16 protein-coding genes and 2 pseudogenes are annotated in these 21,176 nt (G+C 66.9%); 7 read left to right on the top strand and 11 right to left on the bottom strand.

Annotation, left to right across the window (positions count from 1 at the left end; all coding sequences use genetic code 11):
• Positions 1 to 4: 4 nt before the first annotated feature.
• The 9 genes and pseudogenes from K3U96_RS11850 to K3U96_RS11810 form a co-directional block, all read right to left on the bottom strand.
• The gene (locus K3U96_RS11850) at positions 5 to 1,546 is read right to left on the bottom strand and encodes a hypothetical protein (RefSeq protein WP_220693137.1); all 1,542 of its coding nucleotides are present in this window, start codon (positions 1,544 to 1,546) and stop codon (positions 5 to 7) included.
• Positions 1,543 to 6,525 carry a DUF6603 domain-containing protein gene (locus tag K3U96_RS11845; protein WP_220693136.1) on the bottom strand — a complete coding sequence of 1,661 codons (4,983 nt, stop codon included), beginning with the start codon at positions 6,523 to 6,525 and terminating at the stop codon, positions 1,543 to 1,545. Before K3U96_RS11845 ends, K3U96_RS11850 begins: the two co-directional genes overlap by 4 nt.
• On the bottom strand, positions 6,525 to 7,007 hold the full coding sequence (locus tag K3U96_RS11840) for a hypothetical protein (RefSeq protein WP_069404162.1): 483 nt from the start codon (positions 7,005 to 7,007) through the stop codon (positions 6,525 to 6,527). Before K3U96_RS11840 ends, K3U96_RS11845 begins: the two co-directional genes overlap by 1 nt.
• A gap of 283 nt (positions 7,008 to 7,290) precedes the next feature.
• A complete protein-coding gene (locus K3U96_RS11835) occupies positions 7,291 to 8,112 on the bottom strand; it encodes an acyl-CoA thioesterase domain-containing protein (protein WP_220693135.1) in 822 nt (273 codons plus the stop codon).
• A gap of 37 nt (positions 8,113 to 8,149) precedes the next feature.
• Positions 8,150 to 8,395, bottom strand: a pseudogene (locus K3U96_RS11830) (SDR family oxidoreductase); the annotation flags it as partial.
• A gap of 1 nt (position 8,396) precedes the next feature.
• Positions 8,397 to 9,509 carry a CapA family protein gene (locus K3U96_RS11825; protein WP_220693134.1) on the bottom strand — a complete coding sequence of 371 codons (1,113 nt, stop codon included), beginning with the start codon at positions 9,507 to 9,509 and terminating at the stop codon, positions 8,397 to 8,399.
• A gap of 40 nt (positions 9,510 to 9,549) precedes the next feature.
• On the bottom strand, positions 9,550 to 10,422 hold the full coding sequence (locus K3U96_RS11820; RefSeq protein ID WP_220693133.1) for a type IV toxin-antitoxin system AbiEi family antitoxin: 873 nt from the start codon (positions 10,420 to 10,422) through the stop codon (positions 9,550 to 9,552).
• 181 nt (positions 10,423 to 10,603) lie between these two features.
• Positions 10,604 to 11,221, bottom strand: coding sequence for a class I SAM-dependent methyltransferase (locus K3U96_RS11815; protein ID WP_069404165.1), 618 nt, complete (start codon positions 11,219 to 11,221; stop codon positions 10,604 to 10,606).
• Entirely contained in the window at positions 11,218 to 11,913 is a 696-nt protein-coding gene (locus tag K3U96_RS11810) for a YwaF family protein (RefSeq protein WP_069404166.1), read from the bottom strand. Before K3U96_RS11810 ends, K3U96_RS11815 begins: the two co-directional genes overlap by 4 nt.
• 68 nt (positions 11,914 to 11,981) lie before the next feature.
• Here K3U96_RS11810 and K3U96_RS11805 point away from each other — a divergent pair, with 68 nt between their 5' ends.
• From K3U96_RS11805 to K3U96_RS11795, 3 genes are read left to right on the top strand one after another with little or no spacing between them, the layout of a single operon-like run.
• Positions 11,982 to 13,142, top strand: a complete 1,161-nt coding sequence (locus K3U96_RS11805; RefSeq protein ID WP_220693132.1) for an NAD(P)/FAD-dependent oxidoreductase — start codon at positions 11,982 to 11,984, stop codon at positions 13,140 to 13,142.
• Positions 13,094 to 14,032 (top strand): RNA polymerase sigma-70 factor, encoded by a 939-nt coding sequence (locus K3U96_RS11800; RefSeq protein WP_230982433.1) that lies wholly within the window; start codon positions 13,094 to 13,096, stop codon positions 14,030 to 14,032. Before K3U96_RS11805 ends, K3U96_RS11800 begins: the two co-directional genes overlap by 49 nt.
• A gap of 57 nt (positions 14,033 to 14,089) precedes the next feature.
• Positions 14,090 to 15,538 carry an MFS transporter gene (locus K3U96_RS11795; protein WP_230982432.1) on the top strand — a complete coding sequence of 483 codons (1,449 nt, stop codon included), beginning with the start codon at positions 14,090 to 14,092 and terminating at the stop codon, positions 15,536 to 15,538.
• On the opposite strand, the gene K3U96_RS11790 is transcribed toward K3U96_RS11795, so the two are convergent.
• Entirely contained in the window at positions 15,535 to 15,963 is a 429-nt protein-coding gene (locus K3U96_RS11790; RefSeq protein WP_069404169.1) for a type II toxin-antitoxin system Rv0910 family toxin, read from the bottom strand. The genes K3U96_RS11795 and K3U96_RS11790 overlap by 4 nt on opposite strands.
• Before the next feature lie 318 nt (positions 15,964 to 16,281).
• Between K3U96_RS11790 and K3U96_RS11785 the strand changes: the two genes are divergently transcribed.
• The 4 genes from K3U96_RS11785 to K3U96_RS11770 are packed head-to-tail and all read left to right on the top strand — an operon-like array spanning position 16,282 to position 20,332.
• On the top strand, positions 16,282 to 17,379 hold the full coding sequence (locus tag K3U96_RS11785; RefSeq protein ID WP_308206803.1) for an ABC transporter ATP-binding protein: 1,098 nt from the start codon (positions 16,282 to 16,284) through the stop codon (positions 17,377 to 17,379).
• Between the two features lie 41 nt (positions 17,380 to 17,420).
• A complete protein-coding gene (locus tag K3U96_RS11780; RefSeq protein WP_220693131.1) occupies positions 17,421 to 18,611 on the top strand; it encodes a polyamine ABC transporter substrate-binding protein in 1,191 nt (396 codons plus the stop codon).
• 3 nt (positions 18,612 to 18,614) lie between these two features.
• Complete coding sequence (locus tag K3U96_RS11775; protein WP_220693130.1) at positions 18,615 to 19,490, top strand: ABC transporter permease; 876 nt, start codon at positions 18,615 to 18,617, stop codon at positions 19,488 to 19,490.
• Positions 19,487 to 20,332, top strand: coding sequence for an ABC transporter permease (locus K3U96_RS11770; RefSeq protein WP_220693129.1), 846 nt, complete (start codon positions 19,487 to 19,489; stop codon positions 20,330 to 20,332). Before K3U96_RS11775 ends, K3U96_RS11770 begins: the two co-directional genes overlap by 4 nt.
• A 4-nt stretch (positions 20,333 to 20,336) precedes the next feature.
• Here the strand turns inward: K3U96_RS11770 and K3U96_RS11765 are convergent.
• Positions 20,337 to 21,174: pseudogene (locus K3U96_RS11765) on the bottom strand (EamA family transporter).
• Between the last annotated feature and the right edge of the window lie 2 nt (positions 21,175 to 21,176).

Here is a 21,176-nt window from a genome sequence, read left to right as displayed (position 1 = left end):
ATCGCTACTCCTGCGCCGCTTCGGCGACGTCGGCGAACTCAACCGCGAGTTGGTCGGCGGTGATCGAGCCAATATTGACCGCTGTGACCGGTGCGCTCACCACCGCTCCGATGCCGGTCACCGTCGAGACGATGTCACCGAGGTTCCACTTGTCGAGATGGTCGGCCAGGCCGCTCGGATCGGCCACACCCCGCGCGAGGAACTGAGTCTGGTCTTTGACCAGGCTCTGGCCGCCGAAGTCCTGCCACGGCTCGTCGACCCATTGCGGGTTCTGCACCCAGTCGGGCTTCTGGAGGGCATCGGGCAACTGGTTCACCAGGTCCGGCGGCTCGACGGGTTGCTTGGCGGTCGCGCGGATGTCACGCAGGTCCTCGAGGATCGCCGGATCGGCCAGCGCGAGCAGCCGGCCCAGCTCGAACGCCGCGGCGTGCGAATACTCCAGCGGCGCCCCTTGCGGAGCGTCTGCGAATTCGCTTGGCGCGGCGGCGATCGCGAATGCGGAACTGCGCGGCTGCGGGCCGAACGGCCGGAGCGGTCCGCGGTAGGTGGCGGCGCCGACGTCCTGATCGTGCTCGAGCGGCGTGATGAAGGTACCGCTCGGGTTGAGCAATGACTGAAAGTCACCCGACAGCGGCGCGTCCTCGCCCTCGGCGACGTCGGCCGGAAGATTGCCGAACCGCAGGACACCGCCGTTGGGCCGGTACCGGATCGCCTTGACAACCTGCTCGAAGTCGCCACCGGCGTACGGTCGGAATGTCCAGTGGTGCAGCACGAGCAGCGTCGTGGTGCCCGTGATGACCGGGGGCTGCGGCCCCACCGGGAACAGCTGCGCCCACCTTTCCACCGAGACGAGCACGGCGAGGTGCAGGGGCGCCCGCTCCCCCTCCGGCGCCGCGGCGTTGGGCAACCGGTTCGCAACGACGATCGCGTGGTCGGTCTCGACGCCGGCCACGACGCTGCGTTTGACGTGACACAGCAGCGGGAGTTCGTCGACCTTGGGCATCACCTTGCGCAACACACTGTTGGGCACGGTGAGCGTGCTGACCTGTGCATCACCAGGGATTCCGAGCGTGTTCACGAGGTGGTTCCGGGTGGGCTCGGGCGTGTCCACAACGGCGAACTTGTCGACGCTGACGGTCGGGGCCTGCTGCGGCTGCCCCCGGAACGGACCACCACGCACTGACGGGGTCACGGTCGCAAAATCAGCTTCGGAAAACACCAGGAGCGCCAGCCACGGCACCTCCCGGTCGGGCTGGGGCCCTTGGCGTTCCCATGGAAGCGTGCGCCGGTTGAACGCGATGTGCGGCAGAAACTCGTCGGGTGAGGTCTCGCTGCCGGGGGCCGGATAGACACCCGCGATGAGGTCGGCGGTCAACGAGGCCTGCGGGCCGTCGATCTGGACGTGGATGGTGTCGGGCCCGGTCAGCTCGAGAAGCGAGCTGTCCTGTGCCTGCGAGTCTTTCGGGTCAAGCGTCTGCATCGGGGTGATCGTGACGGGAACACCGGCCCGAGCGACCGGCATCATCCTCGAGAAGACCTGGTTCATGCTCGCGCCTCCACGTTCACCTTCGTGACCAGCTCGCTGGGGGGTGCTATCGCGTCGTCCACAAGGTCACGCCCGCCGCCGCGACGCAGTTGAGCGACCAGCGCCTCGGTGCCACCGGGGACGACCGCGATGCCGTCGAGCCGCCATTCCGGGCCGAGGTCGATCTCGAGTCGCCAGGCCCGGTCGGCGGCCACCGCCATCGTGAGGCTCACCGCGTCGGCACCGACGACGGGAACGAGGTCGCGCAATCGCGCCCCGATCGCACGCCAACGCACCTGACGCTCAGCGGGTCCGGGGCGCTCGACGACGGGCACGACCCGGATGATGAGAGCCGCGGCCTTCTTCAAGGCCTGGAAAGAGACATCCACCGAGCGCGCACCGGCGAAGAGCTCGGCGCCAGGCATGCCGTCGAGCGCGCGGACAGCGGTGTGCAGCGGGGTCCGTGTTGTCACGACGCAGCCGGGCGCAAGGAAGCTTCGGGGATTGACCGCAAGCAGTGCCGTGTCGGGTTCTACGCCGGCCGTCGCGGGTGCTGCGGCACTTCCCGATCCGATGAAAGCGACCGTGGCGGTGCTCGCGGGCAGTTTCAGTGAGCCGGCGCCCCGCGCGTGTCTGTCGAGCACGACGCCCCCCGCGCGGTCGAACGCGACCGTCCGCACGTGCTGATGACCCGACATCCGAAGCGCCGCGGCCGCAGCGCCACCACCGCCGAACTCGAGCAGCTGTGCTTCCCCGGCGGGTACCTCGATCGCCGCGCGGAATATCCCCCGCGCGCCCGCGGTGCCCGTGAGCAGCCGCTCGGTAAATTTCGCCGGCGACGTGACGGTTTCCAGCTTGCGACCGGAGGTGGCGTGATCCGAACGTATCGACAGCACCTTGAGGCGCACTGGTTGTAGTTCGACCGGCCGCGCGGGCGACAGCGGTGGCGACATGTGCGGTATCGCCGCGGCCGCGGTAGCGGCCACGCTGAACTGTGCTGCTGCGGAGTGCTTTACCGGGTTCAGCAGTGCGGCGCTCTTGAGGAGTGCGGTCAGCGGCGCGCGGGTGCGGCCACGCAGGGCGGTCAACGCGGAGTCCCGGCGGGATCCACCGCTGGGAGCCGTGGCCTGCAGTGGTGCGGCCGCAAAGAAGAAGTGGTCGGCCACGCCGACGAGTTGACCCGGGGCTTCGTCGCCCAGCGGCAACGGGTAGGCCTCGCTGTTGGGCGACTTCTCCGACCGCGAAGCCGAAAGTGGAGGTGCGGTGGGAACCTCGGGACCGCAGTCGACGAACATGCCCTCGACGAGGGGAACCGACGGCGTGGCCGAATCGAGTTTCGCCGCGGCCTGAGTCCCGGTCTGGCCGGTGTCGAGCAGCGAAGGGCCGAACGTCGCCGCGGGGTGGAAGTCAGTGACCCAGGCGCGGCCGATCGCATCGGACACCTCGGGATCGTCGAGCGCCGGCGAGGTGACCGCGAGCCGTGAGGTGAGTCCCAGCTGCCGGCACAACGGCAGGTTGACGTCCCCGGCCACGACGGGCGGGAAGGCGGCGCCATCGGCAGGCACATCGTCGGGATCCAGCGGAAGACGGGTCCGGACAAGGAAACTCCACTCGGGACCGAGGCGCACCGGGGCGGCCTGGTCGGTGCCCTCCTGTTGCTCTGACTCCTCGTCGGCTGCGGTCCCGACTCTGCCGCTGAGGAATTCGACGCGCAACAGGCCGGGGGCATCGGCGGTGTTGAATGCGGGAACCCGCGCGCCGGCCGGATGGATCCCGGTTGCGGGCGGAAGCTCATTGGCGGGCAGTGCCAGTTGCTTGGTCATGAACTCAGAAATCTGCGGTGCGGGCGGCTCACCGATCTCGGCACCGAAACTCACCTCGAACGAGACGATGGCGAGGTCGATCGTTGCGGTGCCGCCGAACTCGGGTGTGTAGATGTCGAGGTGCACACCGATCTCGTGCCTGCCGAAGAACTCGAACCACAGCACCACCCCGAGGCCCGCGCGCAGGAAGAACGGATCCCACGTGATGAGCACGTCGACGTAGACCTCACACCCCGCGGCGATACCCATGAACTCGCCCCACAGGGCGGCTTTGGCTCCCGCCATCAGCGCCTGCGGCGTACATGCGAAGAACACCTCGACCGACAGATGGACGAACTCGTACAGCGTCGCCTTGGCGCCGACACGAACGAGTTCGGGATAGTGGTCGGGCTTCTTGAACTCAGGGTGGTACCCGCCGATGCTGAAGAGGAAGTCACCGTCGTGCGGCGGTGCGTACCACGCGCACAATGCGATATCGCCCTGCAGGCTGAAGATGTCGGGGTGCAGGATGTAACTGTTGGGCGACAACGACGCCCGCAGCACGAAATGTTCCTCGTCGACGGTGGTGAGGATGCCGATTTCGATATAGGCGAGCGGTTCGAGGCTGAAGGACGCCATCCCCAGGATGGTGAACGAGAACCTGTGGCCGAACGCGATTGCGACGACGACGCGGCCGGTGATGAAGCCGAACGAGATGAACTGGATGCCTGCGGCGATCCAGAACTGGCCCTCCTCGGGGGCGAAAAGCAGGCTCAGCTCCTTCAGTGAGGTCGCGGCGTCGCCGCTCACCGCGAGCTCTCCCCGCATGACCTTCAGGAACGGGTGGTCGAGCATCAGCTCGGGGTTGGGCAGCGCCCGATTGAAGCCGAAGCCGCCGGCGACGCCCGTCATGAAGAACCACGGCGGCCCGCCGAGCGGCGCGACCAGCGACGCGAAGATGAACAGCGAGGGGTCATCGTCGGGTAACTGGGTGTAGCCGCCGATCGCCGAAAGCTCGAAATAGCCTGCGACGGAGACGACGGCACCGCCGACGTAATCGGTCTGCCCCTGCGGCGTCTCGACGGCCGCGAAGAAGCCGCCGAGCTTAATCGTTTCGGTGTCCATCGCAAGGCCGAGCCCGTGCAGGAACGGTGTCACCGCACCGTCCTCGAAACGGATCTCCAGGCCGAGTTCATAGGCGGCGACCATGATCGGGCCGAGCTCGAATCCGAGGTCCAGCCCGACCGCGAAGGATTCCTCACGCAGATCGACCAGCAGCGCGGCGATCTCGAGCGGGCCGAAGGTGCGTTGAATGGGGATCTTTCCGCCGCCGGTGAGCGTGACGGGCGGCTCCAACGACGCCGAGTAGACCAATTGGAGTCCGAACCCGGGCATTTCGCGCATGTCGGGGATGAGGCTCGCGACGATGCCGCCACCGGATCCGCGGTCCCCGAGGCGCATATCCTCGAAACCGACCTGGAATCCGTCGAGTACCCGGTCGTCGCTGCCGAGCACGATGTCGACCCCGGCGCTGAATTTGCCGATCACCAGATCGGGATCATCGCCTCCGGAGGTGACGGGGCCGTAGGCTACACCCGCGGTGAGATGGTCGGCACCGTCGAGACCGACGGTGAGTTCGACGTCGTCGACCGGCACCACCACGTCGTTGCCTGTACCGCCGGTGGCTTTTGACGCGATCGCGACAAGGGTCGCGAGCATCTCCTGGGCGCTGGGTGTCTGGCCCCGGATCGCGTCGTTCACCACACTGGAAAGCGCGGTGGTCAGCGCCTCGAACTCGGTGCCTTCGGACGCGACTATGACGATCGACGACGTGAGGTCGGCGGCGAGGGCTGTCGCATCGGGCGGGAATGCGAGATCGGGGAACGCGGCCGGGGTCTTCAACACGATTGCGGGCGGCTGATTTTGGGCGAGGGCGAGCGCGATCGCGAAGACGCCCTGCAGCGGACCGTCCGGCACGGTGTGTGAGACGAGGATCAGCTCCCCGGACGCGAACATGACCTCGCTCGTCCCAAATCCGACGAGATCCAGCGGGTTCAACTGAAGTGGTGGGCGGATGAGGTTGGTACCGTCCCACTTGGCGATCGGAATGCGGTGCCGCTGCGACGCCGCATTCCACAGGTCGATCACGAGCGTGAAGGCGTCGGGCGGATCGGTCAGCACGCCCACCCACGCGCCCGCTCCGGGAGCCGCGGGTGGGTACTGTTGGCCGTCGAGCGCGTCGGCCATCGTCGGTGGGTTACCGGTCAAGGGACCGTCGATGAGCGGGAAAAACATTGATCCCGGCCAGAATTGCGGATCCTCGTTGCCGGTCAGCAACGCGCGCAGATGCCAGAGGAAGGTCAACGGGCCGGCCGCGTCCTCGCCCTGCAGAACACTGTTGCTCCAGATCGTGAAGTCGACCGGTTCGCCCATTTCGTCGACGATCGGGAAGGGCATGATCGGGTCGGGTGGGTCACCGAGCATCGGGAACACGTGCTCGAGCACCCGCTCGAAGAACGGCTCGGATCCGGTAGCGGCGCGCTGCGCGATGAACGCCTTGAGCACGAACACCGCCAACCTCGCGGCATCCCAGCCCAGGATTTCGGGCGAGGACTGGCCCGAGACGTACGACATCGTGCGCCCGTTCGGTGCGGGCAGGATGTTCGCCTCGGCGGTGAGGTCGACCGACGCCTCGAGCGGATTCGCCGTCGCGCTGATGGCGCCGTTCAGTTCACCCGAGGTGAGAAAGTCCGGCACCGGAAATGTGCCCGCGAACTCCACATCGCCGAACGCGTGATCGGCGGACCCGCCGTCGATCCGCAGCACCTTCGCGAGCACGGCCAGGTCGATCGGCTGGCCACCGATATCGCTTGCCTTCGCCCCGATCCCGATCACGAGGGGCTCCCCGACCGGCATGCTCCAGGTAACTCCGAAACCACCGTTGATCGCGTCGATCATCAACACCGGCTGCCACTGGTGGTCAGGATCGTCCTGGGTGCCGGCGAAGGCCCCTCCTTCCGGCACCGGGTCGGGCAGCAGGGATTGCAGCATCAAGCCGATCCGTTGGCGCTCCGCGGGGAGCGTCTCGAGGGCTTCTTCGATCGGCTTGCCGAACCAGACCCACCGCACGGTACCGCCCGGGTCGAAGAATCCGATCAGCTTGCCGAGCTCGATGAGGGCGATATCGAAGTTCACCATCAGCGCGACCCACTTGCGACCTCGACCGTGAAACCCTCACGGCCGGCGTGAAACCCGCGAAGGACTAACGGCTGACGCGGTTCTCTGCGTCGCACCGCGCTGACCGCTGCCTCGACCGCGTCGAGCACGGCGTCCCACACGACCCGCTGCAGATCTGCACCCCACACCTCGGCCAGTGCAAGGGCCTGCGGCGTCGCGGCGTTGATCTTCACCGCCGCGCCGGTGCCGCGCCCCGACTCGGGTGCGCCGAGGCGATAGACGAGTTCGAGCTGACGCCGTCCTGTCTGGTCGGTCTGGAGTTCGATCGAGACCATGAGCCAGCCCTCGAGCAGGCGTGCGCGGACACGGTCACTGCGCAGCAGGACGGCGTGGTCGCCGGTCTGCCACACCACATGGCGCGCTGTGTTACCGACGCCGATCAGCCGCTGTCGAATCCGCGATTCGACGTCGGCTGCGGAGATCGTGAGCGAACGAGCGCGCATGGCTACCCTGACAATCCGTCGCGTTGTGCTGATGGTTCGCAGTATTGCGGCGGCGAGTCAGGGGGTATGGGGTAATCCACTACCCCACTTTTAGTGCAGCACGGCTGAATTCGTATTCGATCTGCGCTGAAGGCCGCCGCGCGTAGGGCAGCTATTCGCTGTCAGGATCCGTTGCAAACAACTACTGAACCGCATCGGCTGGCCAGCGGGTCAATCCTCGCCCATCCGCGAACACGCACACCTTGCCACCGGAGGCCTGCGTCGGCGTGGTCTGGCGGTCACGCTATTCGTAGTTGAGTTCGGCGACCGGGAACTGCCGGTTGCTGAAGTCGATCTGCGCGGCCGGGTTGGCCACCGCGGTCACCATCCCGGACCCGAAGGGACCTTGGTGGTCGAACAACGTCGCGGTGCCCACCGCGATTCCATCGGCCGCCCAATGCGAGTCGGCCTGCACGGCGAGCCAGTCGTCGAGCGGAAGGCGCGACAGCGCCACCGTGAGGTCGCCGTTGATGTACCCGATCCCCTTGGTGCCGAGGTTCGTCACCAGGCTGGTCGACTCGGCGACCATCACGGCCCGCACAAACGGTGAGTTCTTCTTTCCGGCAACGACATCGATCCCGTCGTTGAAGAAGCATTTGCGCGAGGCGTTCTGATGCACCGACGGCGAGCGCGTCCATCCGGCTTCCTCGCTGCCGATGTACGGCAGGGTTTCACCGTCAGGCGGCGGTGACTTCGGTACCGATACCGGTGCGATCCACTGCTCACCCGGCGGTGCGGACGAGCGCCGGTACTGCAGCAGTGTTGCCCGTGCTACCGCCTTACCATCTTGGCGCACATCGCATTCCGCGCTGCGTACCCGTCGGCCATCGCGCACCACCCGCACCTCGACGGTGGTCGGCACCCCACGTGCAGCCTTGAACAGGTCGACCGTCAGCCGCGCAGGCATGAAGTCGTCGGACCCGCATTGGGTCTCCAACACCCGGGCCACCAAGCCGACGACCGCCGGGCCGTTGAGGTGATCGTCACCCCAATGGCTCTGGGCAAAGGGCGTCGGCAGGTACGCGCCGTCGTCGGTCCGCGTGAAATGCGCCGGTTCCGTGCTCATTTGCGGATCTTCGCACAATCGCCGAACGCGGCCACGATCAGGTGTTGCGTCCGCCGTTGACGCCCAGGATCTGGCCGGTGATGTAGCCGGCCTCTTCGGAGGCGAGGAAGGCGCAGGCCGCGGCGATGTCCTCGGGCTTTCCCATCCGGCGCACGGGCGTCGCGTCGATTGTCGCCTGGATGTCGCCGAGGAAGCCCCTGGCTTCGGCGTTGCGCAGCATCGGGGTGTCGATGAAGCCGGGCGGCACCGCGTTGACGGTGATGCCTGCCGGACCGTATTCGACACTAGCCGACCGTAAAGTTGGCATCCATGCGGCGTACCGCGGTGCCGAACTGCCGGCTCATATGCTCGAGCCTTCCGCGCAACCATTCGGCGGCGTCGTCGGGTGCGTGTTCGAGACGCATCCGCCGCATCCGCATCGGCGTCATCCGAAGACGGGTAAGGCGGCCGGTTCGGCGGTCGATCGACGCGAAGTACAGCAGGCGCAACTCGTGGCGAAACGCATCGTAGCTGCCGATGCCCTCGTAGTCGTCGACGGTGTCGCCGCACCCGTAGAGGATTAGCTTGCCGCGGTACACCTCGATGGGACGCGGATGATGCGATGAGTGGCCGTGCACGACGTCGACACCCTCGTCGATCAACCGGTGCGCGAAGCGGATCTGTGCCAGTTCCACCTCGTAACCCCAGTTTGAACCCCAGTGCACCGAGGCAATCGTGATATCGCCGTCGTGCTTTTGCGCCAGCATGCGGTTGGCGACGGCGTCGGCTGTCCGGCCGGACAGATCGGGCAGCAGAGCAACTCCGGGGTGGTCGCCGGTAGCGGCCCAGCGCGCCGGGATGCCGCTCGTCACCGATCCGACGGAGGCAATCACCACCTGCCCGGACTCCCCCACGGGCACCTTTACCGGCTCGTTGGCCTGCTCGACATCGGAACCGACTCCGGCACAACCTATTTCCGCGCGGGTGAGCACCTCCAGCGTGTCGGCCAGACCGCGATGGCCGAAGTCGAGGACGTGATTGTTCGCCAGCGCGCAGACATCGGGTCGGATCGCGGCCAGGCATCCGATGTTGTCCGGATGCATCCGGTAGTGAACGGCCTTGCCGGGTGCGAACTTGCCGCTGGTGGTGATACTCGTCTCGAGGTTGATCAGGCGGACGTCGGGTTGGACCTGGTCGAGGACCGCCACCGCATCACCCCACGGCCACGCGAAGTCGACCGGAGCGGGGATCGAACCGTTGGTCCGCTCGGCAAGCGCTACATACGTTCGCGCATCCGATACGACGGATTCGCGCAGCGTCGGATCGCCGGGATGCGGCAGGATCTGGTCGATGCCGCGACCGGTCATCACGTCGCCGGTCAGAAATACGACGACGTCGGTGTCCGCGCTCGACGACACACCGCCAGTGTCCGCTCGGCGCCCGCGCCAGTGTGCGGTTTCACCATGTCTTGGGGCAACCGCGGGCGATCAACGCCGCACCGACCCGGTCCAGGAGCCGCTGCGGAGCGTTGTGCAGCATGCCGCTGGTCACTCGGAAGTCGGTCCAGCCCAGTTCAGGTAGCAGGGTGTAGCGCTCGGCGTCCCAAGTGCGCTGTCGGGGGTCCGTCCAGTGGTGAGCACCCTCGAAGTCGACGCCGACGAGGTACTCGGGCCAGCCCATGTCGATCCGCGCGAGCAGGCGACCGTACTCGTCGAAGACGGGAATCTGGGTCTGTGGGCGCGGAAAACCCGCCTGCACGAGCAGGAGTCGCGTCAACGATTCGTACGGCGACTCCGCACCGCTGTCAACGTATTCCAACGTCTGACGCAGCGCTTTGAGCCCCCGCACACCTGGATGACGCTGAGCCACGGCGGCGATGTCGTCGACCTTCACGTCGGTCGCGTTCATCAAGGCGTCGACCCGCTGCGCTCCGTCCTGCAACGCAAGCCGTCGACCGACGTCGAAGGCGGTACGGGCCGGCGTCGTCACGGCCATACCGGCGATATGCGTCGTCTCACCGCAGAGGAGTTGGTCGGTGTGAACGGTCAACAGCGGCGGCGGTCGACAGTTGAGGTGGATGAGCTCCGCAGGCAGTTCCGGCTCAATCCACTTTGTGCCCAACACGGCCGACGCTGAACGTCCGGCGATGACGCCGGTGCGACGCGACCACAACCACGCCGCGCGAGCACGTGCAGCCGCGGAGATTTCGACGCCTGCGGGCGCCCACACTCCCGGATAGACCGCGGCATGAAACCGTCGTAGTTCGCGGAAAGTCACCGCCCCGGCGTCGAGGGCTTCGTCGGCGCGGAATGGCCAGTCGATTGTCTGCATGCCAGGACGCTTGCACCCCCGCACGACGGATCAAGGCCACGACGGGTTGGTTATCCACACCCGCGACGCCATCCACAGGCCGCGAAAGTGCAATCTCATCCGCCTGGCCCGGCGTGTCGCGGATGAAACCGCACACTCAGCGCCAAAGCGGCGCCAAAGCGGCGCCGAAGCGGCGCCAAACTCAGGGGCGCCGGGCCCGGACCACCCACACCGGACGCCGACCAGCATCGTTGCTCTCGATCACCGCGTCGCTGAAACCGGTGCTACGGCACTGCGCGGCAAAGGATTCAGCCTGTTGACGGGTCCACCCGTGGCTGGCGTAGCCGGTCGCGCCGGGCTGGGTCTGGCGCTCGATGGCAAGCAGCCGCCCACCAGGTGCCAGCACTCGGTGCGCCTCCTGCAGTCCGGCGGTGACGTCCTGCCAGTGGTGCACCGTGGCCAGCGACCACAGCACTGTCGCCGACTCGCTGGGCACCGGGACGTTCTCCGCGGTGCCTTTGACCCACGTGACGTTCGCCGACTTGCGCGTGACGGCCCGCGCGATCCGCAGGAACATCGACGAAGGGTCGACGCCGGTGGCCCGCGCGCCGCGCCGCGCGGCTTCGCGAACCGCGCTTCCCGGGCCACAGCCGATGTCGACGACGTGGTCGCGCTCCGATAGCCCGGCGAGGTCGACCACCAGACGCGCGTTCTTCGGCCCCATCGCCAGGAAGACGACCCCGCACACCGCTCCCATGACGCCGGAGAACCCGGGATGGTCGCCGTGATGGTTGACCGGTAGAGGTGGTGTCGTGTTCATGACTCAACCTTGCCGGTTGCCCGCTCCCATGGCCAGGTCATCGCGGCCCACACCGCGAACACCAGCGCGGCCGCGATCACCAGGTACCACGGCCACGGCCCGAGCACATCCAGCAGCGACGCCGTCGCGGGCTTGCCGTTGAGGAAGCCGTAGTTGGATCCGGCGACGCTGTTGAACGTCATCGTGACCGCCATCCACGCCAGCGTCACCGACACCACGAAGCGGTAGCTGCGCCACCGCGGCCGCATCCCCCTGCCCCAGGTGAGGTAGATCGCCGTCCACACCACCACCAGATGGATCGCCCAGAACGCGAGGAACCGGTAGTTCGGAAAGTCCGGCCCGGTCAGCGCGGGTGAGATCAACGCCTGCACGGACAGCACCAGACCCCAGTAATACGTCACCGCGTACGCCCAGTGCTTCTGCGACCACAGCGCGTACGCGGTGACCACGGTGGCCAGGTCGGTCAGCTGCAGCGGCATCGACCACCGCACATCGAACGGGACCAGCCCGTAGACCAACACCGCGGCGTAGACCACCGCGGTCAGCGCACCGACGACGCGACCGAAGCGCCGGGACTGCCGTTCGCTCTGCCTGCGGCCCAGCCACACCAGCAGCGCGGCGCCGACGACGAACACGGCCAGCACCACCCAGTGCGACGGCCCGTACGCGTGGAACTCATGGTGTGCGGTGATGTCACAAGTTTGGCCGCTGGATGCGTCTGGTGGGTGTCCCCCATCGATACCGACCGGAAGGCAGCATCATGAAAGAGGTTCTGATTCTCGGCGCCGGATACACCGGAATGACCGCCGCCGCAGGTTTGGCGGGCCGGGTGAAACGCCGCGACGACGTGCACATCACCTTGGTCAACCCGCAGACCCGGTTCACCGAACGGCTGCGGCTGCACCAGATTGCGTCCGGCCAGACACTTGAGGACCTGCACATCCCCGACCGGTTGACCAGCACCGGCGTCGACTTCGTCAAAGGCTGGGTCACCGGCATCGACGCCGCCGCGCAGACCGTGCGCATCGACGACGACGTCACGCTGCGCTACGACACCCTGGTCTACGCGCTGGGCAGCGTCACCGACACCGCCGGGGTGCCCGGTGTCGACGAGTTCGCCTACAGCCTGACCAGCGGCCAGGACGCGGCGATGCTGGCCGCGCACCTGGACCGGATGGCCGACGGCACCGTCGTGGTGGCCGGCGGCGGGCTCACCGGCGTCGAATCGGCAGCCGAGATCGCCGAGCAGCATCCTGGGCTCGACGTGGTGCTGCTGAGCAGGCAGACCCCCGGCTCGATGATGGGTGCGAAGGCCCGCGCACGCCTGCACGCCGGGTTGAACCGGCTCGGGGTGCAGGTCCGCGCCGGTGTGGACATCGTCAAGGTGATGGCCGACGGCGTGGCGCTCGCCGACGGCGAGGTCATCGCCGCGCAGGCGGTGCTGTGGACGACCGGTGTGCGGGTCTCACCACTTGCTGCAGCGGCCGGGCTGACGGTCGACGACCGCGGCCGTATCGTCACCGACGAGTCGCTGCGGTCGGTGTCGCACCCCAACGTCTACGCCGTCGGCGATGCGGCCGCGATCCGGCAGGGCTATGGCGTCATCCACGGCACCTGCCAGAGCGGCATCCCCACCGCGATGCACGCCGCCGCATCGATCACCAGGGAACTGAAAGGTAAGCACCCGAAGGCATTCCGCTTCGGCTACGTGCATCAGCCGGTGAGCCTGGGACGCAAGGATGCCGTCATCCAGTTCACCCGCCCCGACGACACCCCGCGCCGGTTCTACTTGGCCGGGTGGTTGGCCGCCGCGTACAAAGAAACGGTGAGCTCGAGCCCGTGGCCGACCTTCCGACTGATCAGGGTCTTCCCGTGGCTGGGCTCGGCGACGTGGCGGCGGGGCGGCCGGTCGACGCGATGAACACCGACCAGCAAACCTTCGCCGAGCACCGCCGACTGTTGTTTTCGATCGCCTACCGCATGTTCGGCTCTGCCGCCGACGCCGAAGACGTCGTCCAGGACGCCTGGTTCAAGTGGTCGGCCGCCGATCGGTCACAGATCGCCGATCCGAAGGCCTACCTGTCCCGCATCGTGTCCAACCTGTCGGTGGAGCGGCTGCGCTCGACACGGCGCCAACGCGAGACGTACGTGGGTCCGTGGCTGCCCGAGCCGATCCTCACCGACACCGACACCGCAGAGGACGTCGTCGCCGCCGAATCGATATCGATGGCGATGCTGGTGGTGCTGGAAACCCTCAGCCCGCTCGAACGGGCGGTGTTCGTGCTGAAAGAGGTGTTCGACTTCAGCTACGCCGAAATCGCCAAGGCCGTCGAGCGCTCCGAGCCGGCGGTGCGGCAGGCCGGTCATCGAGCCCGCGAACACGTGCAGGCACGGCGGCCGCGGTTCGAAGCCGACCGCGTCAAGAAGCGCGAGGCCACCGAACGGTTCTTCGCCGCGACCACCGGCGGCGACATCAACGAGCTGATGGAACTGCTGGCACCAGAAGTCACGCTGTGGACCGACGGCGGCGGCAGGGTGCGCCAGGCGATGCGCCCCATCGTCGGCGCCGCCAACGTGCTGCGCTGGATCGCCGGCAACGTCAAACGGCCCTACGAGGGCGTCGACGTCGCCGATATGACAGCCGAGCTCGTCGACATCAACGGCGGGCCCGGCATCGTCATGAGCGGCGCGGGACGCGTCATCGCCACCATCACCGTCGCCCTGGACGCCGACGGCCGCATCGTCACCGTGCACAACGTCGCCAACCCCGACAAGCTGCGCGCGGTCGCCGAGGGGGTCAAGCGAGTGTGAGCGCCGCCTCAACCCCATAATCGGAGAACCGAAGATGGGCTAACGATCGGAGCAGGTGTGGCGGACCCACCCGTGCGCTCGCCGCGCCTGTTGGTGGCCGGGCTGTCGGTGGTGGTCATCACCGTCGCCGTCCTGCAGACGGCGGTGGTGCCGGTGCTGGGCGTCATTGCCGAACAACTCCACGTCTCCGCGGTCGCGGTGAGTTGGGCGGTCACCGCGAACCTGTTGGCCGCCGTGGCCGCCACCCCGTTGGTCGGGCGACTGGCCGACCTGCACAGCAAGAAGCGGATCCTGCTCTGGGTGCTCGCGATCGTGCTCGTCGGATCGCTGCTGGCCGCGACGACGTCCTCGCTGGCGCTGCTGATCGTGGGCCGGATCCTTCAGGCGGCGTCCTACGCCCTCTACCCCATCGCGGTGGCGATCCTGCGCGAAGAGTTGTCGCGTGAGCGGTTGATGTCGGCGATGGCGGTGATGTCGGGCGCGTTGGGCTTCGGCGGCGGCATGGGACTCGTCGTGGTCGGGCTGTTGATGGGCGGCGGCGACGCGGGCTATCACCGGGTGTTCTGGCTGACCACCGCGTTCACCATCATGGTCATCGCCGTCGTGGTGTTCCTGGTCCCCCACCGTCCGCGCAGCGCCACCGGAACCATCGACTGGCTCGGCGCGGCAGGCCTGGCGGCCGGCCTGTCGACGGCGCTGCTGGCGATCACCCAGGGCCACTCGTGGGGCTGGGCGTCGCCGGCCACGCTGGGCTGCGCAGCGCTCGGCATCGGCCTGCTCGTCGGCTGGTGGCAGTGGGAACGCCGCATCCGGCAGCCGCTGGTGTCGACGGCGATGCTCGCACGCCGCCCGATCCTGCTCACCAACCTGGCCACGATCTTCGTCGGGATGGGCCTTTACTTCGCGTTTCTCGGCTTGACGCTGTTCGTCCAGATACCCAGGGAAACCGCCGGTTACGGCTTCAGCGCAACGGTGTTGGAAGCCAGTGTGGTGTACCTGCTGCCCGGCGCGGTCACCGGCTTTCTGGTGGCGATGGCCAGCGGCAGGTTCATCGACCGGTTCGGCGCCCGCCCGGTGCTCATCGTCGCGGCCATCGCCGGTATCGCGGGGTTCTCGTTCGTCGCGTTTGCGCATTCGCAGGCCTGGCAGGTGATCGTGGCCAGCATCCTTGCCAACGCCTACATCAGCCTGGGCTACGGCGCGCTGCCCGCGCTGGTCGTCAGCGAGGTCGACGCCGACGAGACGGGCGCGGCCACGAGCATGAATGCGATCGCCCGCACCATCGGCAGCTCGACGGCCGCGGCCGTGGTCGCCATGCTGCTGGCCCGCACGATGGCCGGCTTCGACGTGCCCGTGCAGAGCAGCTATGTCGCGATCTTCCTCGGCGGGGCGATCACCGCCGCCCTGGCGCTAGCCCTCATCGCGTTCACGGGTCCCCGCAGGCGAGGTACGAAATCCCTTGAGGCGCAGTGTGAGACACGCGCCATGAACCACGAGTGGGGCTAACGCAACGCCGCGAGGTTGTTCACCGACTTGCGCACGTCGGACTCGACCACCTTGGCGACCAGGTTTCCGATCGGGGTGTTGAGCAGGCCGCCGGACAGTTCGGCCACCACCCGAAACGTTGTACCCACCTCGCGGCTCTCGACGTGCAGACACAGCCGGATACACACCCCGCCGCGCCCCTTACCGATCAGCTCGATCAGCTTGGGCTCGTCGTAGCGCGTCACCCGCCAATGGATGACGTTGCGGAAACCCTTGACCCTGATCAGCGACGACACACACGTGCCGACCTCGATATCTTCGGGCACGTCGCTGCGCCAGCCGCCGAAGATGGTCAGCCACTCGTCAAAGCGCCTCAGGTTCGAGGCGAGCGCCCACGCCTGCTCGGGGGTCAAGTCCGACGACACCGCCACGTCCACCGTTGCCATGCCCTATCCCTACCCGACAACGGGGCCCGGGTAAACGAACGCGATCGCGGACACCGGGCGTGGTGGATTCTTTGGGGGTGTGCGCCGCCGGCGAAGGATTCCATTGTCATTGCGTAAATTCGTTGCGGAATCACTTGCGCAGGTCCGGTCGATCGGCGATTGTTTACCCACAGCTTTCCGGCTGTACTGAGGAGGATCCCGCTGACCGGCTCACACACCACCGCGGTAAACAATGCGGCGGGACAAGGCGGCACCGCGCGCGCCACGGGTGGTCCGGTTGTCGAGATTGACCACGTCACGAAGCGCTTCGGAAACTACATCGCGGTTGCTGAAGCCGACTTCTCCATCGCATCCGGCGAGTTTTTCTCACTGCTCGGCCCGTCGGGGTGCGGTAAGACCACGACGTTGCGGATGATCGCCGGGTTCGACAGCCCGACCGAAGGTGCGATCCGGTTGGAAGGTGTCGACGTGTCGCGGGTCCCGCCGCACAAGCGCAACGTGAACACGGTCTTTCAGCACTATGCGCTGTTTCCGCACATGTCGGTGTGGGACAACGTCGCCTACGGGCCGCGCAGCAGGAAGATGGACAAGGCCCACGGAAAAGGCACGGTCCGCAAGCGCGTCGATGAGTTGTTGGAGATCGTGCGGCTGACCGACTTCGCCGAGCGCAGACCCGCCCAACTGTCCGGCGGCCAACAGCAGCGCGTGGCGTTGGCCCGGGCACTGGTCAACTATCCCAGCGCGCTGCTGCTCGACGAACCGCTCGGCGCACTCGATCTCAAGCTGCGCCAGGTGATGCAGTTCGAGCTCAAACGCATTCAACGCGAGGTCGGGATCACGTTCGTCTACGTGACCCACGACCAGGAGGAGGCGTTGACGATGAGCGACCGGATCGCGGTGATGAACGCAGGCAATGTCGACCAGATCGGCACGCCCACAGAGATTTACGACCGGCCCGCAACGGTGTTCGTCGCCAGCTTCATCGGTCAGGCCAATTTGTGGGCCGGCACCAGGACCGGGCGCGCGAACCGGGACTTCGTCGAGGTCGACGTGCTGGGCACGACGCTGAAGGCCCGACCGGGTGACACCACCATCGAACCCGGCGGTCACGCGACGCTGATGGTGCGTCCCGAGCGTATTCGGGTCTCGATGGACGCCCCGACCGGCGACATCGCGACGGTGGGTGCGACGGTGACCGACCTGACGTTCCAGGGACCGGTGGTGCGGCTGTCGCTCGCCGCCGCCGACGGTTCGCCGATCGTCGCGCACATCGGACCCGAACAGGACCTTCCACTGCTCCGACCCGGTGACCACGTGCACGTCTGCTGGGCGCCGGACTCGTCGCTGGTCCTTCCTGCCGCCGACATCCCCACTGCCGAGGACCTCCAAGAGATGCTCGAGACGCCGCAACATTGACCCACCTGTCCGCCGGCACACCGACGAAAGGCGCAGCCGTCATGCCGTCTCACCTCGAGGCATTCGATCCCCGGTTGATGTCGCGGTTCGCGACGAACCGCACCTCACGGCGCCGCTTCATCGGTGGCGGCGCCGCGGCCGCGGCCGCGATGGTGCTGGGCCCGTCGTTCTTGGCGGCGTGCGGATCCGACAGCGGCACATCGGAAACCACCTCCCACACCGGCGGCCCGGCCGGTGGCACCTTACGCATCTCCAACTGGCCGCTATACATGGCCGACGGTTTCATCGCGGCGTTCCAGGACGCCTCGGGGATCACCGTGGACTACAAGGAGGACTTCAACGACAACGAGGAGTGGTTCGCCAAGGTCAAGGAACCGCTGTCGCGTAAACAGGACATCGGCGCCGACCTGGTGGTGCCGACCGCGTTCATGACGGTGCAGATCCGCAACCTCAACTGGCTCAACGACTTCACCGAAGGTGCCATACCGAACAAAAAGAATCTGCGCCCCGACATGCTGAACGCGCAGATGGATCCGGGCCGAAAATTCAGCGCGCCCTACATGACCGGCATGGTGGGGTTGGCATACAACCGGGCAGCCACCGGCCGCGACATCACCACGCTCGACGACTTGTGGGACCCGAAGTTCAAGGGGCAGGTGAGCCTGCTCTCCGATGTGCAGGACGGGCTGGGCATGATCATGCTGGGTCAGGGCGGCGATCCGGGGGCGCCCACCACCGAATCGGTGCAGAAGGCCGTCGACGTGGTCCGCGACCAGAAGGACAAAGGCCAGATCCGCCGCTTCACCGGCAACGACTACGCCGAGGACCTGGCCGCCGGCAATGTCGTGATCGCGCAAGCGTATTCGGGCGACGTGGTGCAACTGCAGGCCGATGACCCCGATCTGCAGTTCGTGGTGCCCGAGTCCGGCGGCACCGACTTCGTCGACAACATGGTGATCCCGTACACGACGAAGAATCAGCCGGCGGCCGAGGCGTGGATCGACTACGTCTACGAACGCCCCAACTACGCCAAGCTCATCGCGTTCACACAGTTCGTGCCCGTACTCTCGGACATGACCGACGAGCTGAACACGATCGACCCGGGGTTGGCGAAGAATCAGCTGATCAACCCGCCGAAGGCCATCATCGACAGGATCACCGCGTGGGCACCGCTCGCCGATGAGCAGAAGCAGGAGTACGCCGCCATGTACGCCGCGGTCACCGGCGGTTAGCCGATGGCGGGCGTCGCCGTCAGCGGTCGGCAGCGCAGCAGGATCGCCCCGTATCTGATGATCCTGCCCGCGATGGTGTACCTCGCGGTGTTCTTCGTCATACCGTTCTTCTCGCTGGCGCGCATATCGTTGTCGACGACCAGCGGGTCGATCTTCCTTCCCACCCTGACGTTTTCGTGGGATTTCGCGAACTATGTCGAAGCATTCAGCAAGTATCAAGACCAGATCCTGCGTTCGTTCGGCTATGCGATCACCGCGACGGTGCTGTGCGTGCTGCTGGCGTATCCGCTGGCGTACGTCATCGCGTTCAAGGCGGGTCGGTTCAAGAACCTGATCTTGGGCCTGGTGCTGTTGCCGTTCTTCGTGACGTTCCTGATCCGCACCATCGCGTGGAAAACGATCCTGGCCGACGACGGCTGGGTGGTCAGCGCGTTGGGTGCCGTCGGCCTGCTTCCGAGCGACGGGCGGCTGCTCTCGACGAGCTGGGCGGTGATCGGCGGGCTGACCTACAACTGGATCATCTTCATGATCCTGCCGCTGTATGTGAGCCTGGACAAGATCGACCCGCGGCTGATCGAGGCCTCCAGGGACCTGTACTCGTCGAACGCCCGCAGCTTCACCAAAGTGGTGCTGCCGCTGTCGATGCCGGGTCTGCTGGCAGGCAGCCTGCTGGTCTTCATCCCGGCTTCCGGTGACTTCATCAACGCCGACTACCTCGGCAGCACGCAGACCACGATGATCGGCAACGTGATCCAGCAGCAGTTCCTGGTGGTCAAGGACTACCCGGCGGCCGCCGCGCTGAGCATGGTGCTGATGGCGATCATCCTGGCGGGCGTGCTGCTCTACACCCGCGCGCTGGGCACCGAGGAGCTGGTATGACGATCCAGGCGGTGGCCTCGGCGACCAGTCCAGCGCCGGCGAAATCCGTTAAGGGCGACCGCAAGTGGGGCGACATCTTGCTGCGGATCGTCGCCGGTCTGGTGTTGCTGTACCTGTTCCTGCCGATCTTCGTGATCGTGTTTTTCTCGTTCAACGACCCGAAGGGCAAGTTCAACTACACCTGGCAGGGTTTCACGCTGGACAACTGGGCCGACCCGTTCAAGTATCCGGCGCTGACCGAGGCGCTGCTGCTGAGCATCAACGTCGCCGCGGTGTCCACCGCCGTCGCGCTGGTGCTGGGGTCGCTGGTGGCCATCGCCCTTGTCCGGCAACGGTGGCGGGGGCAGCGGGCGGTGGACACCTTCCTGGTGTTGCCGCTGACCGCACCCGAGGTCGTCATGGGAGCCGCGCTGCTGGTGCTGTTCCTCGACCTGGGGTGGGCCACCGGCTATCTCACGATCGTATTGGCGCACATCGCGTTCGAGGTGAGCTTCATCGCAATGACGGTTCGTGCGCGGGTCCGCGGTTTCGACTGGACACTGGAGGACGCGTCGCTGGATCTGGGCGCCAGCCCGACCCGGACGTTCTTCAAGGTGACGCTGCCGCTGGTGGCCCCCGGCATCGTCGCGGCCGCGATGTTGTCGTTCGCGTTGTCGCTCGACGATTTCATCATCACCTATTTCGTCAGCGGGTCCGCGGTGACCTATCCGTTGTATGTGAACGCGGCGGTGAAGGCGGCGGTGCCGCCGCAGATCAACGTGCTGGCCACGGCGATCCTGGTGATCAGCCTGGTGCTGCTGGCCGCGGGAACGTTGTACCGGCGCAAACGAATCGACGCTTAGCGTCCTACGACCCGACTTCGGCGGGTACGGGTGCGGGCCGGGCGCCTCTGCGGGCTGCCCCGATGCCTGCGGCCACCACGAAGCAGATGCCGACCACGCCGAGGCCATGCGGTACCTGGTGCAGCACCGCCAGGCCGACCAGCATCGCGAATGCCGGTTCGAGCGCCATCAGCGTGCCGAACGCCGCGGTGATCAGGCGCCGCAAAAGCCAGCATCTCCAGGGCGAACGGCAGCACGGGCAGCAGGATGGCAAGGCCGATGCCGATCAGCAGGATATCCACCGTCATCCTCGGAATCACCAGTGGCCCAACGGCGGCGGTGGTCACCAGGGCAGCCACCGGCATCGACACCGCCAACCCGTTGATGCCCGCGACCTTGTCGCCGACGCGCTGGGTCAACAGGATGTATCCGGCCCAGCAGACCGCGGCCCCCAGCGCGTACAGCACCCCGGCGACGTCGACGGCACCGTCCCACGGCCGGGTCAGCAGCGCCACACCCAGCGCGGCCAGCCCTGGCCAGACCATCCGGTCACGGCCCCTGCCGTAGGCCACGGCGACTCCGAGCGGTCCCAGGAATTCGATGGCGCTTGCCGTGCCCATCGGGATGCGATCGAGCGCGGCCATGAACAGCAGCGTGATCCCCGCCGTGACCACACCGAGCGCCGCGCAGATGCCGAACGTCGCCCAGGTGAACGCCGCGATGCGGGGCCGCACGATGACGAGGATCAGCACGCCGGCCCAGACCAGGCGTAACCAGGCCGCCCCTTCGACACCGATGCGGTCGATCAAGGTGACGGCGATGGCCAGCCCCAGTTGGACAGACAGCATCGACGTCATCGCCATCA

The organism is Mycolicibacterium holsaticum DSM 44478 = JCM 12374, assembly GCF_019645835.1.
Lineage (GTDB): Bacteria > Actinomycetota > Actinomycetes > Mycobacteriales > Mycobacteriaceae > Mycobacterium > Mycobacterium holsaticum.
The sequence above is the reverse complement of the archived record's forward strand: the minus strand, read 5'-3'. Positions and strand labels throughout refer to the sequence as shown.